This is a genomic window from Paraglaciecola sp. L1A13, from assembly GCF_009796745.1.
GTDB lineage: Bacteria > Pseudomonadota > Gammaproteobacteria > Enterobacterales > Alteromonadaceae > Paraglaciecola.
The window spans coordinates 1,457,499-1,474,107 of sequence record NZ_CP047024.1; the positions used below are offsets into that span (position 1 = coordinate 1,457,499).

At 43.6% G+C, this 16,609-nt stretch carries 13 protein-coding genes, 2 rRNA genes and 1 pseudogene; 12 read left to right on the plus strand and 4 right to left on the minus strand.

From position 1 onward, the window contains the following. Window positions 1-80: 80 nt before the first annotated feature. Window positions 81-2,965: ribosomal RNA gene (locus GQR89_RS06050) — 23S ribosomal RNA — on the plus strand. Window positions 2,966-3,136: 171 nt separating this feature from the next. Further along, window positions 3,137-3,252 (plus strand): 5S ribosomal RNA (rrf, locus tag GQR89_RS06055). Between the two features lie 501 nt (window positions 3,253-3,753). Here rrf and GQR89_RS06060 read toward each other — a convergent pair. Then, a pseudogene (locus tag GQR89_RS06060) lies at window positions 3,754-4,107 on the minus strand (OB-fold nucleic acid binding domain-containing protein); the annotation flags it as partial. Between the two features lie 399 nt (window positions 4,108-4,506). Between GQR89_RS06060 and GQR89_RS06065 the strand changes: the two are divergent. From GQR89_RS06065 to GQR89_RS06110, 10 genes are all read left to right on the plus strand, one after another. After that, window positions 4,507-5,031, plus strand: a complete 525-nt coding sequence (locus GQR89_RS06065) for a hypothetical protein (protein ID WP_158769227.1) — start codon at window positions 4,507-4,509, stop codon at window positions 5,029-5,031. A 98-nt stretch (window positions 5,032-5,129) separates the two neighbouring features. Beyond that, on the plus strand, window positions 5,130-5,978 hold the full coding sequence (locus tag GQR89_RS06070) for a DUF692 domain-containing protein (RefSeq protein ID WP_158769228.1): 849 nt from the start codon (window positions 5,130-5,132) through the stop codon (window positions 5,976-5,978). Continuing rightward, window positions 5,979-6,722: a DUF2063 domain-containing protein gene (locus tag GQR89_RS06075; protein WP_158769229.1), complete on the plus strand. Its 744-nt coding sequence runs from the start codon at window positions 5,979-5,981 to the stop codon at window positions 6,720-6,722. 240 nt (window positions 6,723-6,962) lie between these two features. Next, window positions 6,963-7,499: an adenine phosphoribosyltransferase gene (gene apt / locus GQR89_RS06080; protein WP_158769230.1), complete on the plus strand. Its 537-nt coding sequence runs from the start codon at window positions 6,963-6,965 to the stop codon at window positions 7,497-7,499. Between the two features lie 9 nt (window positions 7,500-7,508). Beyond that, window positions 7,509-9,986, plus strand: a complete 2,478-nt coding sequence (gene dnaX, locus GQR89_RS06085) for a DNA polymerase III subunit gamma/tau (RefSeq protein ID WP_158769231.1) — start codon at window positions 7,509-7,511, stop codon at window positions 9,984-9,986. A gap of 32 nt (window positions 9,987-10,018) precedes the next feature. Further along, on the plus strand, window positions 10,019-10,345 hold the full coding sequence (locus GQR89_RS06090; RefSeq protein ID WP_007103472.1) for a YbaB/EbfC family nucleoid-associated protein: 327 nt from the start codon (window positions 10,019-10,021) through the stop codon (window positions 10,343-10,345). A gap of 47 nt (window positions 10,346-10,392) precedes the next feature. Next, on the plus strand, window positions 10,393-10,995 hold the full coding sequence (gene recR, locus GQR89_RS06095; protein ID WP_158769232.1) for a recombination mediator RecR: 603 nt from the start codon (window positions 10,393-10,395) through the stop codon (window positions 10,993-10,995). A gap of 158 nt (window positions 10,996-11,153) precedes the next feature. Next, the gene (gene htpG, locus GQR89_RS06100) at window positions 11,154-13,076 is read left to right on the plus strand and encodes a molecular chaperone HtpG (protein WP_158769233.1); all 1,923 of its coding nucleotides are present in this window, start codon (window positions 11,154-11,156) and stop codon (window positions 13,074-13,076) included. A 189-nt stretch (window positions 13,077-13,265) separates the two neighbouring features. Beyond that, window positions 13,266-13,910 (plus strand): adenylate kinase, encoded by a 645-nt coding sequence (gene adk, locus GQR89_RS06105; RefSeq protein WP_158769234.1) that lies wholly within the window; start codon window positions 13,266-13,268, stop codon window positions 13,908-13,910. A 99-nt stretch (window positions 13,911-14,009) separates the two neighbouring features. Further along, on the plus strand, window positions 14,010-14,399 hold the full coding sequence (locus GQR89_RS06110) for an MAPEG family protein (protein WP_158769235.1): 390 nt from the start codon (window positions 14,010-14,012) through the stop codon (window positions 14,397-14,399). Window positions 14,400-14,518: 119 nt separating this feature from the next. On the opposite strand, the gene GQR89_RS06115 is transcribed toward GQR89_RS06110, so the two are convergent. From GQR89_RS06115 to GQR89_RS06125, 3 genes are all read right to left on the minus strand, one after another. Beyond that, entirely contained in the window at window positions 14,519-14,977 is a 459-nt protein-coding gene (locus GQR89_RS06115; RefSeq protein WP_158769236.1) for an Hsp20 family protein, read from the minus strand. A 316-nt stretch (window positions 14,978-15,293) separates the two neighbouring features. Further along, a complete protein-coding gene (locus GQR89_RS06120; protein ID WP_158769237.1) occupies window positions 15,294-15,863 on the minus strand; it encodes a YceI family protein in 570 nt (189 codons plus the stop codon). Beyond that, window positions 15,860-16,417, minus strand: a complete 558-nt coding sequence (locus tag GQR89_RS06125; protein ID WP_158769238.1) for a cytochrome b — start codon at window positions 16,415-16,417, stop codon at window positions 15,860-15,862. Before GQR89_RS06125 ends, GQR89_RS06120 begins: the two co-directional genes overlap by 4 nt. Between the last annotated feature and the right edge of the window lie 192 nt (window positions 16,418-16,609).

The following is a 16,609-nucleotide window of genomic DNA, read 5'->3' on the forward strand; positions in this document are numbered from 1 at the left end:
TACAAAGCAGAAATGCTAATAACTTCGGTTGTTGGTAATGTCTGTACGTCAAATAAATAAAAGGTTATTTGGGGTTGTATGGTTAAGTGACTAAGCGTATACGGTGGATGCCTAGGCAGTTAGAGGCGATGAAGGACGTGTAAGTCTGCGAAAAGTTGTGGGGAGCCGACAAAATGCTTTGATCCACAAATATCCGAATGGGGAAACCCACCGCTTCGGCGGTATCGTACAGTGAATACATAGCTGTACGAGGCAAACGAGGGGAACTGAAACATCTAAGTACCCTTAGGAAAAGAAATCAACCGAGATTCCCCTAGTAGCGGCGAGCGAACGGGGATTAGCCCTTAAGCTAATTACAAGCGAGTGGAATGTGTTGGAAAGCACAGCGATACAAGGTGATAGCCCTGTACACGAACGCGAATTTTAAGTGAAATCGAGTAGGTCGGGACACGAGTTATCTTGACTGAACATGGGGGGACCATCCTCCAAGGCTAAATACTCCTAACTGACCGATAGTGAACTAGTACCGTGAGGGAAAGGCGAAAAGAACCCCTGTGAGGGGAGTGAAATAGAACCTGAAACCGTATACGTACAAGCAGTAGGAGCAGACTTGTTCTGTGACTGCGTACCTTTTGTATAATGGGTCAGCGACTTATATTTTGTAGCGAGGTTAACCGAATAGGGGAGCCGTAGCGAAAGCGAGTGTTAACTGCGCGTTTTAGTTGCAAGGTATAGACCCGAAACCCGGTGATCTAGCCATGGGCAGGTTGAAGGTTGAGTAACATCAACTGGAGGACCGAACCGACTAACGTTGAAAAGTTAGCGGATGACTTGTGGCTGGGGGTGAAAGGCCAATCAAACCGGGAGATAGCTGGTTCTCCCCGAAAGCTATTTAGGTAGCGCCTCGGACGAATACCACTGGGGGTAGAGCACTGTTAAGGCTAGGGGGTCATCCCGACTTACCAACCCTTTGCAAACTCCGAATACCAGTGAGTACTATCCGGGAGACACACGGCGGGTGCTAACGTCCGTCGTGAAGAGGGAAACAACCCAGACCGCCAGCTAAGGTCCCAAAATTATTGCTAAGTGGGAAACGATGTGGGAAGGCTAAGACAGCTAGGAGGTTGGCTTAGAAGCAGCCACCCTTTAAAGAAAGCGTAATAGCTCACTAGTCGAGTCGGCCTGCGCGGAAGATGTAACGGGGCTAAGCAATATACCGAAGCTGCGGACGCAAAGTTTACTTTGCGTGGTAGGGGAGCGTTGTGTAAGTGGCTGAAGGTGAACTGAGAGGTTTGCTGGACATATCACAAGTGCGAATGCTGACATGAGTAACGATAATGGGAGTGAAAAACTCCCACGCCGGAAGACCAAGGTTTCCTGTCCCATGCTAATCAGGGCAGGGTAAGTCGGCCCCTAAGGCGAGGCAGAAATGCGTAGTCGATGGGAAACGGATTAATATTTCCGTACTTGGTATATCAGTGATGGGGGGACGGAGAAGGTTATGCAAGCATAGCGTTGGTAGTCTATGTGAAAGTGTGTAGGGTTGAATCTTAGGTAAATCCGGGATTCTACATGCCTGAGACACGAGACGAGATTCTACGGAATTGAAGTTGCAAATACCCTGCTTCCAGGAAAAGCCTCTAAACTTATGATATATCGAACCGTACCCCAAACCGACACAGGTGGTCAGGTAGAGAATACTAAGGCGCTTGAGAGAACTCGGGTGAAGGAACTCGGCAAAATCGTACCGTAACTTCGGGAGAAGGTACGCCCCTGTTTGTGATTGAACTTGCTTCATGAGCGAATGGGGGCCGCAGTGAAAAGGTGGCTGGGACTGTTTATTAAAAACACAGCACTGTGCTAAATCGAAAGATGACGTATACGGTGTGACACCTGCCCGGTGCCGGAAGGTTAATTGATGGGGTTAGCGCAAGCGAAGCTCTTGATCGAAGCCCCGGTAAACGGCGGCCGTAACTATAACGGTCCTAAGGTAGCGAAATTCCTTGTCGGGTAAGTTCCGACCTGCACGAATGGTGTAACCATGGCCACGCTGTCTCCACCCGAGACTCAGTGAAATTGAAATCGCAGTGAAGATGCTGTGTACCCGCACCTAGACGGAAAGACCCCGTGAACCTTTACTATAGCTTGGCACTGAACATTGACCCTACATGTGTAGGATAGGTGGGAGACTTCGAAGCATCGTCGCCAGATGATGTGGAGTCAACCTTGAAATACCACCCTTGTATGTTTGATGTTCTAACGTTGACCCCTTATCGGGGTTGCGGACAGTGCCTGGTGGGTAGTTTGACTGGGGCGGTCTCCTCCCAAAGAGTAACGGAGGAGCACGAAGGTTGGCTAATCCTGGTCGGACATCAGGAGGTTAGTGCAATGGCATAAGCCAGCTTAACTGCGAGACAGACACGTCGAGCAGGTACGAAAGTAGGTCATAGTGATCCGGTGGTTCTGTATGGAAGGGCCATCGCTCAACGGATAAAAGGTACTCCGGGGATAACAGGCTGATACCGCCCAAGAGTTCATATCGACGGCGGTGTTTGGCACCTCGATGTCGGCTCATCACATCCTGGGGCTGAAGTCGGTCCCAAGGGTATGGCTGTTCGCCATTTAAAGTGGTACGCGAGCTGGGTTTAGAACGTCGTGAGACAGTTCGGTCCCTATCTGGTGTGGGCGTTGGATGATTGAAGGGAGCTGCTCCTAGTACGAGAGGACCGGAGTGGACGAACCGCTGGTGTTCGGGTTGTCATGCCAATGGCATTGCCCGGTAGCTACGTTCGGAATCGATAACCGCTGAAAGCATCTAAGCGGGAAGCGAGCCCTAAGATGAGTCATCCCTGGCAATTTAATTGTCCTAAAGGGTTGTTGAAGACTACGACGTTGATAGGCAGGGTGTGGAAGCGTTGCAAGGCGTTAAGCTAACCTGTACTAATTGCCCGTGAGGCTTAACCATACAACGCCCAAGTAGCTTTATGTTATTTGCGTAAGTATGAAGACAAGTATTGATAATCAAGAGTAAGACTAAAGAGATTTAGCGATGATTACGGCCTGACCTGAAAAGGAACGGCATCAGCTTTTTACATATTGATTTATTGAGTGCAAGCTTGATAGATAACAGTTTATGTCTGGCGGCCATAGCGATGCGGCCCCACCTGATCCCATCTCGAACTCAGAAGTGAAACGCATTAGCGGCGATGGTAGTATGGGGTTTCCCCATGCGAGAGTAGCACACTGCCAGACTCCCATTCAGAACAAAGCCACCTTAATCGGGTGGCTTTTTTCGTTTCTGGGCTAACGAAAATACCCAAGACAATCTACACAGCATCATCAAGGTGGCTTTATTCTAAAGCGCCATCGCGCAATGCCACTCCCGTATGAGAAACCTAATCCATCGAGTGTGATGCGGGGGATCCCATGCAATACTGGTTCACGTAATACGCGGTATCCGATACGCGGTATCCGATACGCGGTATCCGATACGCGGTATCCGATACGCGGTATCCGATACGAGGCATCCGAAAGACACAGCCAGACTCCCATTAAAGAAAGGGCTATCCTTAATCGCGCGGCGACCAGGGTAGCCTTTTTTTATATCTGGCATTTAGTTCATGGGCAGGTATTAATTGTGCTGATGACGTTAGCCATTATAGTGTTAGGGACTACTGTACTTTGTGACGCTCAAAATCGAATGGATAGCATTACCAAACGCATACTTTTCAGTCGCATTGGCTAGTTAGCAAATTAATGAAAATCTCGGGAACGAGTTTCGAGCTCTACAAAGAGGTGACTTAGGTCATGCAGCTTACCGGCAATAATATGGGTAACACCGCCATCTCCGCGCTCTAAGATACCACTCACCTTCAAGATCGTGGCTTTTAAATAAGCTTGTTTTTGAGCCCTAGCTGTCGCTTGCCACACGATCACATTGCTATTGCCTGTATCATCTTCAAGGGTAATGAAGGTGACACCAGCAGCTGTTCCAGGGCTTTGCCTTCCTTTAACAAGGCCTACCACGGATACTACCGATTTATGTTGAATAATCTCGAGCTGACTCGCAGCTGTATACCGACCCAGTAAGTTTGCATCACTTAATACACATTACCCGTTATCATGCGGTAGTTTATCAAACACCGAATTTTAATTTGAGAGTAGTTAAATTAATAGAAAACAAACGAGTATATTAGTAACCGCTGAATATTTATTTTTCACATCGCTTACTCGGTTTTTATGCGAGTCGATACTGTTGATAAATTGACTATAAATAGTTATTTATATATGTAACTACCTGTATTACTGCTTGTTTGTTGTGAATGAACCTAAATTACTTGTACAGCATAGTTCATGGTCTACACTGGACAGGTGATTAATTTAACCTTAGGGAGTTGTGCCTCTCATGCAAATAATTTAGCGAGAGTGAAATATTCGTTAACCTGCCTAGGTCTATACTTTCGTGAACAACATTAACAATCCAAAAATTACTTAAAGGTGTCCAATATGAAACAGATTAAACAAACTACTATCGCTACAGCAATTGGTGCAGTTGTACTTGGCTCATTGGCTTCAATCAGCTTCCAAGCAAATGCAGCGCCTTTCGGTATGCAAACACTAGAGTCTGGCTATATGCAAGATGTTGCAGAAGGCAAGTGTGGCGAAGGTAAATGCGGTGGCGATAAAGCGGCTAAAATGACCAAAGAAGGCAAGTGCGGCGAAGGTAAATGTGGTGGCGATAAAGCGGCTAAAATGACCAAAGAAGGCAAGTGCGGCGAAGGTAAATGTGGTGGCGATAAAGCGGCTAAAATGACCAAAGAAGGCAAGTGCGGCGAAGGCAAATGCGGTGGTGATAAAGTTGAAAAAGCAGCTAAAGAAGGCAAGTGCGGCGAAGGCAAATGCGGTGGCGATAAAGTTGAAAAAGCCGCTAAAGAAGGTAAGTGCGGCGAAGGTAAATGTGGTGGCGATAAAGTCGAGAAAGCCGCTAAAGAAGGCAAGTGTGGCGAAGGTAAGTGTGGTGGCCAAGCTTAATTCTTAAATAGAATTTTTGAATAAAGGCCAGCTTTGCTGGCCTTTACTTTTTATGCCCCGTAAATTTATGACAAAGTTAAAGTAGTATGAGGTGAGTTATGCGAAATAAACATTTTGCAGGAGTGGGTTTAGGGTTACGACGTGAAATGATCAGCGAATTAATCGATGATATTCCAAGTGCAGTTGATTTCTGGGAAGTCGCACCTGAGAACTGGATCCCGTTAGGAGGGAGTTACCAGAAGCAACTCAGTCGTTTTACCGATACTAGGCAATTTGTTACTCACGGACTATCACTCTCAATTGGAGGCCCAGATCCGCTTGATATTAACTTTGTAAAAGATGTTAAAGCCTTTTTAGATACGCACCAAATTGAACATTATAGCGAACATTTAAGTTATTGCTCTGGCAAGGGACACCTTTATGATCTTATGCCGATTCCGTTTGACGAAGAAGCTGTAAAATACGTAGTTGAACGAGTGAAAATGGTACAAGATATTATTGAAAGGCCGCTTATTCTAGAAAACGTATCATACTATGCAGCGCCCAATGCGAAAATGAGCGAGCGCGATTTTACATTAGCGGTACTAGAAGAATCCAATTGCAAGATGCTGCTTGATGTAAATAACATTTATGTTAATTCAATTAATCATGGCTATGATGCAGAGGACTTTCTGGCATCTATGCCCACATCTCGTATCCAATATGGTCACATTGCCGGACACTTTGATGAAGCCGATGATCTGAAGGTCGATACTCACGGTGCAGATATTATCCAGCCAGTTTGGGATTTACTTGAAAAAGCATATGAAATTCATGGCGTTTTCCCAACCTTATTAGAACGTGACTTCAATATTCCACCGATCAAAGAGCTGCTACTTGAAGTTGACAAAATCCGTCAATTGCAGAAAAAACATTCAGTTTCGGTCAATATTAAGGATCATGCTTAAATGTACGATTTCCAAAAGACTCAGTTAGAATTTATCGAGCATATTAAAGACCCAGATAATAAGCCTTTTAAGCATCCGGTTGAATCTCGACGTATGGATATCTATCGTGATTTATTTTTTAATAATATTAAAGGTTTTTTGAGCTCTGGTTTCCCAGTATTAGAAAGTTTATATAACGAGACACAGTGGAACTCTCTAGCACGCCAATTCTTCGCAACTCATGAGTGCCGCTCTCCGTATTTCACCGATATAAGTAAAGAGTTCGTAGAATATTTAAGTAATGAATACGAATTACAAGCGCACGATCCCATCTTTATGAAAGAACTCGCTCATTATGAATGGATGGAATTGGCCGTTTCAATTCGAAAGCAGACTCAGAGATGGGATACATCAGAAAACGTTAGCAATGTGCAACTGTCACAACTTGCAAGTGTGGTGAGTTATCAATATCCGGTTCATCAGATTAGTCAAGACTTTCAGCCTACGGAGCCTAGCGAAGCAGTTTATTTGGTCATTCATCGAGATAGTAACGACAAAGTCGACTTTACTCTCATTACTGCTATGACGGCGCATTTGTTATTAACGATAGAAAATAATGAGCAACTTTCCATCGATTCACTTAACACTGTGATGATTGAGAGTTTACCGCAACTTGATGCTGCGCAAGTTATTCAAGGCGTCAAACAAATAGTTGAACAAATGATCGCACAAGAGATACTTGTCCCTTACTCGATTAGCGAGTAAATAGGCTATCAATTTTATCTACTTTGAATTACCATTTACGGCTGAATTCATATTAGTTAACTAGCGACGAATGGGGTTTCCAATGCAAGATAATAATGGCTCACAAGATCCGTTCAATTTCACTTATTTAGCCGCAGGGCTTTTGACCTTATTGGCACTGCCTCTTATGCATGTCATTGTAGGTTGGATAGTGTTTCTTTAACCGTCGTTTTTTAATTATCAATTACAACGGGGAAAGCTGTGCCCGCTGCTTATATAAAGTCGGTTATTAAAACCGTACCTGATTATCCCAAGCCTGGGATTTTATTTCGTGATGTGACGTCAATACTTGAAGATCACAAAGCGTATACCACTAGTATCGAACTTTTGGTCAAAGAATTTGCGCCTTACAAGTTCGACAAAGTGGCTGGAACAGAAGCCCGAGGCTTTTTGTTTGGAGCGCCGCTGGCGATCGAACTTGGAATTGGTTTTATTCCGGTACGTAAACCGAATAAATTACCGCGTAAAGTGATTAGCGAAAGTTATGAGCTGGAGTACGGCACAGATTGCTTAGAGATACATGAAGATGCTGTGAAACCAGGCGAGAAAGTCTTAATGTTAGATGACTTACTTGCCACTGGTGGAACTATGATTGCGACGGCTAAACTAATTAGACGTCTTGGCGGTATAGTTGAACACGCAGGATTTGTTATTTCACTCCCAGATTTGGGTGGTGAAACTAAGCTGAAAGAAATTGGCGTTCAAAGTCACTCACTATGTGAGTTCGAAGGCGAGTAAATTAATAACATGAGCTATCAAGTTCTAGCGCGTAAATGGCGACCCAATAATTTTAGTGAATTAGTCGGTCAGGAGCATGTTGTCGCGGCAATTTCAAATGCACTTGATAATGATCGTTTACACCATGCTTATTTATTTACGGGTACACGAGGGGTCGGCAAAACGACTATCGCGCGTATCTTTTCTAAAAGTCTTAATTGCGAATTGGGCATAGGTTCCAAACCCTGTGGTCAATGTTCAACGTGCATTGAGATAGAGCAAGGTAACTTTGTTGATCTCTTAGAGATCGATGCAGCCTCGCGCACGAAAGTGGAAGACACCCGTGAGCTATTAGATAACGTGCAGTATCGGCCGACACGTGGCCGTTACAAAGTTTATCTGATAGATGAAGTGCACATGTTGTCCAAACACAGCTTTAACGCTCTACTTAAAACTTTGGAAGAGCCACCGCCGCACGTAAAATTCTTATTAGCGACGACTGATCCGCAAAAGCTCCCTATAACTATTTTGTCTCGCTGTTTGCAGTTTAACCTCAAGGCTTTATCAAGAGCGCAAATTGGCCTGCAATTGCAGCATGTTTTTGCTCAAGAGCACATTGCTAATGAGCCTGAAGCGTTGGCGCAGCTAGCACGAGCAGCCCAAGGCAGTATGCGCGATGCATTGAGCTTGTCTGACCAAGCCATCGCCCAAGGCAATGGTAACGTAAGCCTAAGTATTGTGACCGATATGCTCGGGTTAATGGACAAGACTCAGGTACTTAAGTTACTGAATGCGGTACTGAATAAGCAAAACGAGATGGTGTTTGAGCTTGTTGAGTTGATGTCTGAGCAAGCCGCAGACTACAGCCAAGTATTAAACGAACTAATGAGTTTGTTACATCAAATAGCCCTGACTCAGTTTGTACCTGACGCCTGTAAACTCGAAACGATTTCAGCCCGAGCGATTTATCAACTAGCTAAAAAATCGGTACCAGAACATATACAGTTACTCTACCAGATTGCCTTGCAAGGTAAGCGTGATCTACCGTTTGCTGCGGATGCAAAAACGGGACTTGAGATGACATTATTGCGTATGTTGGCGTTTAGTCCGGTGCAGGTCGATACTAGTATTGACGAGCTTATTGCTATGACTCCTAGTCCGGCAATCATTCAATCCGAGGCTACTGCGGATATCCCTGATTCTCCTCTCGCTCACATCCCAGCATCTGATGTGTCCTTATCTTCGCCTGAGGTTACTCAATTACCAGAGCAAACCGTTTCCGAGGTTAGTGGTGGGGAAAGTGTTAGCTCGATTGAAAATACAGATACTGACGAAACACAAAACAGTGCGTTTCAAAAACAAGAGCTAATGAATGATACGCATTCTGAAAGAACTCAATTAATTGAACCCGAAGCAAATAACACCACAAGTCATCGTTTTGATGATGATCAGTATCATGCAGCGCAAATGCAAGAGTTAGAAGCTCAGCAACACGGCATTATGCAAGAAGCTGAACATTTTATTCAGCCTCAAAATACCCATCAACATTATGATGACGAAGCGTTAAGTGCGCATCAAAGGCCTGCGACCAACAGTACACCAACTGATACCCAAAACGCACCCGAACCTCAAAGTCAATCAACTGAAAGCTTGTTAGCGTTGCGCCGAAAATTAGCGCAAGCCGCTGCTGAGGAAGTGGAGAATGCCCCTTCAGTAAAAAAGTCTGAAGGCGGTTATGATGCCAGTCAATTTTTGCCTGGCGGCAGCGGACCCGGTATCGAACCCATGCAAGGTGCAGTACCAAGAGCACAAGTGCAAAGTGAAGCATTGAGTGATTCCTCTACAACAAATATTGCAAACCAAGATATACCATCCTCTGAGAATGATGAAACCCTTGCTGGTTTTGAGGATAGCCACTTTGTGGTTGACGAACCCCCGCCATGGGCGACCGATGAAATAGCCCTTGATGAAATTAACGTCAGTGTTGATGAGCAGGAGGTTATATCTGGCACTGAAGAAGACATTGAAAATGTGGTTTTCGACCCCACTGCTCATCTAGCACAAGATTTAGAGTGTGAAGTTAATTATGTTGTACCTGCCTTTTTAGCATCAGGCGAAAAAGTGACCATAGCGCCTCAATTAGACAAATGGAGTGCGCTTATCACGCAGATGCAAGTCGCGGCATTAACAAAACAACTTGCCTTGCATTCCGAATTTTCGCGAGAGGGTAACACCGTGGTGCTTAACCTTGTTCAAAGTAAGGAGCATTTAAATACGGCTTCTGCTAGGGATCAATTACAGCAAGCACTGAGTGATGTATTACAGCAACAAATAACCCTAGAAGTAAAAGTAGGGGAGGCTGTCAATACACCTTTCGCACTGCAGCAAAGTATTAATAGAGTGAGATTCGAATATGCAAAACAAATAGTAGAAACAGATGATGCTATTTGTATGTTTAAAGACATGTTCAGCGCTCAAGTGCTAATGGATTCAATCAAAGCACGATAGATTTTAATTTCAAAATTCAAGAGAGAAATAATATGTTTAAAGGCGGCATGGGTAACGTAATGAAGCAAGCGCAACAGATGCAAGAGCGCATGCAAAAGAAACAAGAAGAATTAGCCAAGATGGAAGTCACAGGTGAATCGGGTGCAGGTTTGGTAAAAGTTACCATGACGTGCAATCACAATGTGCGCCGCGTCGACATCGACGACAGTTTGATGGAAGACGATAAAGAAATGATCGAAGACTTAGTTGCTGCCGCGATGAATGATGCGGTACGTCGCGTCCAAGAGACAACAAAAGAGCAAATGGCCGATGTAACCGGCGGCATGGCTATGCCCCCTGGCTTCAAAATGCCATTCTAGTTAATCGATTGACTTGTGTTGTTCGCGATCCGATTAAGGTTGTATAGATGAAACTTAGCCCTCTTATTTTAGAACTGATTAATGCGTTTAAGATTTTGCCGGGCGTAGGTCCGAAAAGTGCGCAACGTATGGCGTTTCATTTATTGGAGCGAAATAGGGCCGGTGCTATGCAGTTAAGCCAAGTGCTGCATAATGCTATGGAGCACATTGGCCATTGTAAGCAATGCCGTACTTTTACTGAAAGCGAGTTGTGTGAGATTTGTGCGCACCCAACGCGCAGCGCCGCTGGCACCTTGTGTATAGTTGAGTCTCCACAAGACGTTGTAGCAATTGAGCAAACCGCTGAGTTCAAAGGGCTTTATTTTGTTTTGATGGGGCATTTATCACCTATTGATGGCATTGGGCCGAGCGAAATAGGGTTAGACGAACTTGCTGATTTACTTGATCAAAAAGACCTAACTGAAGTTATATTGGCGACCAACCCGACTGTTGAAGGTGAAGCGACAGCGCATTACATTGGACAAATGTGTAGTGCGCGAGATATTCAGGCGACACGTTTAGCTCATGGAATGCCCGTAGGCGGTGAGCTCGAGTTTGTTGATGGTAATACCCTAACCCATGCGTTTGTGGGTCGCAGAAGTCTGTCCTAGTTCACAAAACATCCCGCTTCATATCACGGCCTAACTCTTAGGCCGTGAAATATCTGATTAATAGTTACAATTTTTTCGCGTTATGTATTGAAATGCATGTAAGCGACCTTATCTCCTTACTCACAAACAGAAACCACTAACTTAGGAGATACTTGTCCATGGCTGACGTTGCCCATCAAGAAACTCATGGCTTTCAAACAGAAGTAAAACAGTTACTTCAGTTGATGATCCATTCACTTTATTCAAATAAAGAAATATTTCTTCGTGAACTTATTTCTAACGCTGCTGATGCAGCCGACAAACTACGTTTCAAAGCATTGTCGAATGACAGCTTGTACGAAGGTGACGGCGATTTATGCGTTAAGTTAAGCATAGACAAAGAGGCTGGCTCTATAACGATTATTGATAATGGTATCGGTATGGATCGTGCCAGTGTCATCGAACATCTAGGTACAATTGCAAAATCAGGAACCTCTGAATTCTTCAATAACCTCTCTGGCGATCAAGCGAAAGATTCTCAGCTTATCGGTCAATTTGGGGTTGGTTTTTACTCGGCATTTATTGTCGCTCAAAAAGTGGTTGTGCGGTCACGTGCTGCTGGCGACGACGCAAGTAAAGGCGTTGAGTGGACATCTGAAGGTGAGGGTGAGTTTACCGTCGCTGATATCGAGAAAGCTGAACGTGGTACTGAAATTACTCTGTTCCTGCGTGATGATGAGAAAGAATTCGCTGATGATTGGCGTTTACGCTCAATCGTAAGTAAATACTCTGACCATATAAACATTCCAGTCATGATGTATAAAGAAGAAGTCCCTGAAAGCGAAGGTCCTGACGGTGAAAAAACGCCCGCTGAACCAGGTAAATGGGAAGCGGTGAACAAAGCCACTGCGCTTTGGACGCGTGATAAGTCTGAAGTGACAGACGAAGAATATAAAGAATTCTACAAACATATATCTCATGACTTTAGTGATCCTCTTGTTTGGTCTCACAATAAAGTGGAAGGTAAGACCGAATACAATAGCTTGCTATATATTCCGGCTAAAGCACCGTTTGATATGTGGAATCGCGATCAAAAACACGGTTTGAAGCTTTACGTTCAGCGCGTTTTCATTATGGACGACGCCGAGCAGTTTATGCCGACTTATTTACGTTTTGTTAAAGGATTGCTGGATTCAAACGATTTACCGCTGAACGTTTCCCGTGAAATATTGCAGGACAATAAAGTCACTCAGGCTATTCGCCAGGGTTGTACTAAGCGTGTATTGCAAATGCTTGAGCGTGTGGCAAAAAATGACAGTGAAAAATATCAAGGTTTTTGGACTGAATTTGGCAACGTCTTAAAAGAGGGCCCTGCTGAAGATTCCGCTAACAAAGAGAAAATTGCTGGCTTATTGCGTTTTGCATCGACAGAAGGTGACAGTGACGCCCAAACTACTTCTTTGGCTGACTATGTAAGCCGCATGAAGGAAGGTCAGGACAAAATTTATTACATCACTGCTGATAGCTACAAAGCGGCGAAGTCTAGTCCTCATTTAGAAATCTTCCGTAAAAAAGGCATTGAAGTATTACTAATGTCTGACCGCGTGGACGAGTGGTTAATGTCACATTTAACTGAATTTGATGAAAAATCATTCCAGTCAGTTACGCATGGTGAACTCGACTTAGGTGAATTAGACGACGAAGACAGCAAAAAAGCTCAAGAAGACGCTGAGAAAAAGGTTGAAGGATTGACCGAGCGCGTTAAGAAAGTGCTGGGCGATAAAGTAGCTGAAGTTAAATTCACCCATAGATTGACTGACTCTCCAGCGTGTATCGTGGCAGACGGTAATGGCATGACTACACAGATGATTAAGTTGATGCAAGCTGCAGGTCAACCTGTGCCTGAGGCTCAGTATCATTTTGAATTAAACCCAGAGCATGATTTAGTGAAAATGCTTGCTGAGGTTCAAGATGAAGAGCGCTTTGGACAGTGGGCAGAAGTCTTGTTTGACCAAGCTGCGTTGTCAGAACAAGGTAGCTTAAAAGACCCAGCAGCCTTTGTGCACAATTTAAACACCTTACTAATGAATTTGGCCAAATAGCGCTAAACTATTCAATATAACGGTAAAAAATGGGCTCTTAAGCCCATTTTTTGTGTATATTACATATTAATACAAGTTTACAGCTACGGCCTAAGACATACGTCTTATATGGCTTGTAACTAAAAGGCCGAATGTGTAAAGTTCGGCACAGATTTTTTTAACTTTAAACTAAAGGCGAGGGGAAAGAATATGCGTATTATTCTTCTTGGTGCACCTGGTGCTGGTAAAGGCACTCAAGCTCAATATTTAATGGGTAAATACGGCATTCCGCAGATTTCAACAGGCGATATGCTCAGAGCAGCAATTAAAGCTGGCACCGAGTTAGGTAACGCCGCAAAGCGCGTTATGGATGAAGGAAAACTGGTTTCTGATGAGTTAATCATTGGTTTGGTAAAAGAACGCATTACGCAAGATGATTGCAATGGTGGTTTTTTGCTGGATGGTTTTCCACGCACTATCCCTCAAGCTGACGCGATGAAAGAAGCGGCTATCAAAATCGATCATGTGATTGAATTTGATGTACCTGATGAAGTGATTGTTGAGCGCATGGCCGGACGTCGTGTTCACCCAGCTTCAGGTCGCGTCTATCACTTACAATACAATCCGCCTAAGAATGACGGAAAGGACGATGAAACAGGTGAAGATTTGGTTATCCGCGCCGATGATCAGGAAGACACCGTTCGTCATCGCTTAAGTGTTTACCATGAGCAAACTAAACCTCTGGTCGATTATTATCAAACAGAGTCCAAGGCTGGTCATTGTCAATATCATAAAATTGACGGCACCCAAGCGGTTGACGTAGTAAGCGAGCAGTTGTCATCTTTACTTGACTAATGCTCGGTATTTAATTGAATAATGAAAAACCCACTGAAAAGTGGGTTTTTTTATGCCTATAATCAGCTATATGTTTTTTAATACAGGAACCAATGCACCATGTTACATACGCCAATTACCGCTTTCTATGGTGGGCTCTTAGGGATTACGTTTATGTATCTCTCAATTTTAGTGATCAAATCCCGACGTTCAGAAAAAATTAGCTTAGGACACGGTGAAAACCCGCATTTCCTGGGTGTTATTCGAGCACATGGTAATTTTGCCGAATATGTCCCACTGATACTAATTCTAATGTTAGTCGCCGAGATTAATTCAGCCCATGAGGCAGTGTTACACGTTACTGGTGCGGCACTAGTGATTGGCCGAATTGTCCATGCTTACGGTTTAAAGCATCACTCAGGCGTTAGCTGGCAGCGCGTTTCGGGAATGATGTTAACGTTTGCAGCGCTTATCGGTCTGTCAGTGCAGAATATTTTGTTCTTGTATTAATTTTCGTATCCAGAGCGGATCTTGAATTTGTTTTATAATAATTTTAGATATAAAAAAACGGCGCTCACTAGGCGCCGTTTTTATTCACAGGGATCACACATTAAAATGAAAGGGATGAATTACGACGGTTTGTTAGCGTCTTCAATCAATTTTTCTGTGCTGCTACCGATTTGTATTGTGCGTGGTTTTTTGGCTTCTGGTACCACACGTTCCAAATTGACGTGAAGCAGACCATTTTCCATTTTGGCATTAAGCACGTTAACGTGGTCGCCTAGTTGGAATTTGCGTTCAAAATTACGCTCGGAAATACCTTTGTGAATGAATTTTCGCTCTTCGTCTGAGCCAGCTTTATTGCCAGTGACTTTTAAGGTGTTTTCCTGAACCTCAATAGAGACTTCGCTTTCTGCGAAACCCGCAACGGCCATAGTGATGCGATATTTATCTTCGGCTATCAACTCAATGTTGTAGGGAGGGTAGCTAGATTGTTTTTCGTTACGAGATGCAGAGTCAATCATTGAAGCCAAGTGGTCAAAACCAATGAATGAACGGTATAGTGGAGATAGATCGATATTACGCATTTTGCATATCCTCTTTATAAAGCAATATGAGATTAAAGTGTCCCGACTAGCGGCGACGTTATTTGTAACGCGTTTCTCGCGTAACCCTTAGGGTTTTGCAGTTGCCTGCCAAATTCTTATCCTTTGAATTTGTGTCGACCCTTTCGGCGACGACTAATACTATGTGGGATTGTCTTTTTATTTTTCAATTGAAAACGTGAAAATAAATTATATTTTAAATTTAACGTTATGATTTTAATAGATTTATTTTTAATTAAATGTTGATATAAAAAAGCCCACGCATAAGTGGGCTTCTATCCAATGGGAATTTAGCGGTCTATTGTTTTACACCCTCAATGTTTAACATAAGTTCAACATGGGTAGACGCAGGTCCTAAATTAGTCATTATGCCGTAATCAGCCATAGCAATTCGGGTTGTGCCTGAAAAACCTGCACGATAACCGCCCCATGGATCTTTACCTTCACCAATTTTTTCTGCCATGATAATGACCGGCTTGGTAATACCATGCAGTGATAAATCGCCAAATATTTTCAAGCGCTCTCCACCTAGGTTTTCTACTTTGGTGCTAACAAACTTTGCCTCAGGATATTTTTTTACGTATAGAAAGTCTTCACCCCGTAGGTGCTTATCACGCTCGGCGTGATTTGAGTCAATACTGTCTGTATTAATATTAATATTTATAATAGAAGCTTCGGGTTTGGCAGGGTCATAACTGAATTTACCATCGAAGGTATTAAAGCGACCCGTTAACCATGAATAACCTAAATGTTGAATTTTAAAGTTAATCGAAGCATGAGCGCCTGATGTATCGATCAAGTAATCGGCGGAAAATGCTTTGCTTGATAGCAAAGCGAGCAAACCGAACGCTAAAAGTGACTTTCTCATTTCTGTTCCTTTTGTTGTTTTATGGTAAGCATCCTTACCAAGGTATTGTCGTTATCAATAAAATGATGTTTAAGAGCTGCGAGGCCGTGAACACTGGCTAATGCAATGAGGACGTATGCGACATATTCATGAACCATACCGGAAAAATCTTCTTGATCAGCAAAAAGTCGCCCAAGGGAGCCTAAGCTAAACCAGTTAAATACATCTATGCCTCGGTCGTCTGCGGTGGAAATTAAATAACCGCTGACGAACAAAGAGAATATCAGTAAGTATAAAAAAACATGGGTGATTTTAGCACTCTTTTTTTCCCATTTTTTCCCCTGAGCTTGGGGCGATGGTTGGGATAATTTCCACAGTAAGCGCACAAGGGTTAATGCGATAAGCAGCAGGCCAACGCTCTTATGATAGTGAGGCGCATCTGTATACCAAGGACTGTAATAGTCTAAGTCGACCATCCACCAACCTACGGTAAACATCCCGATAATAATAACGGCACTTGTCCAGTGAAAAACGATGCTTAGCCAGCCATAGCCTTGGGTATTATTTTTGAACATATAGATGAAACCAGTGATAGATAACGTTTACTATATCCTTCGTATTATTGAATTAATATGGCGAATTTACGAAACTTTACTGTTAAAAATTAGAATGGTTTGGTTTTTCAGTAAGACAGCAACGGGTTGGTATATAACGCAATCCAGATTCTCTTTCGACAAAAGACGTCATTAGGCGCCCTAACGTGGGGA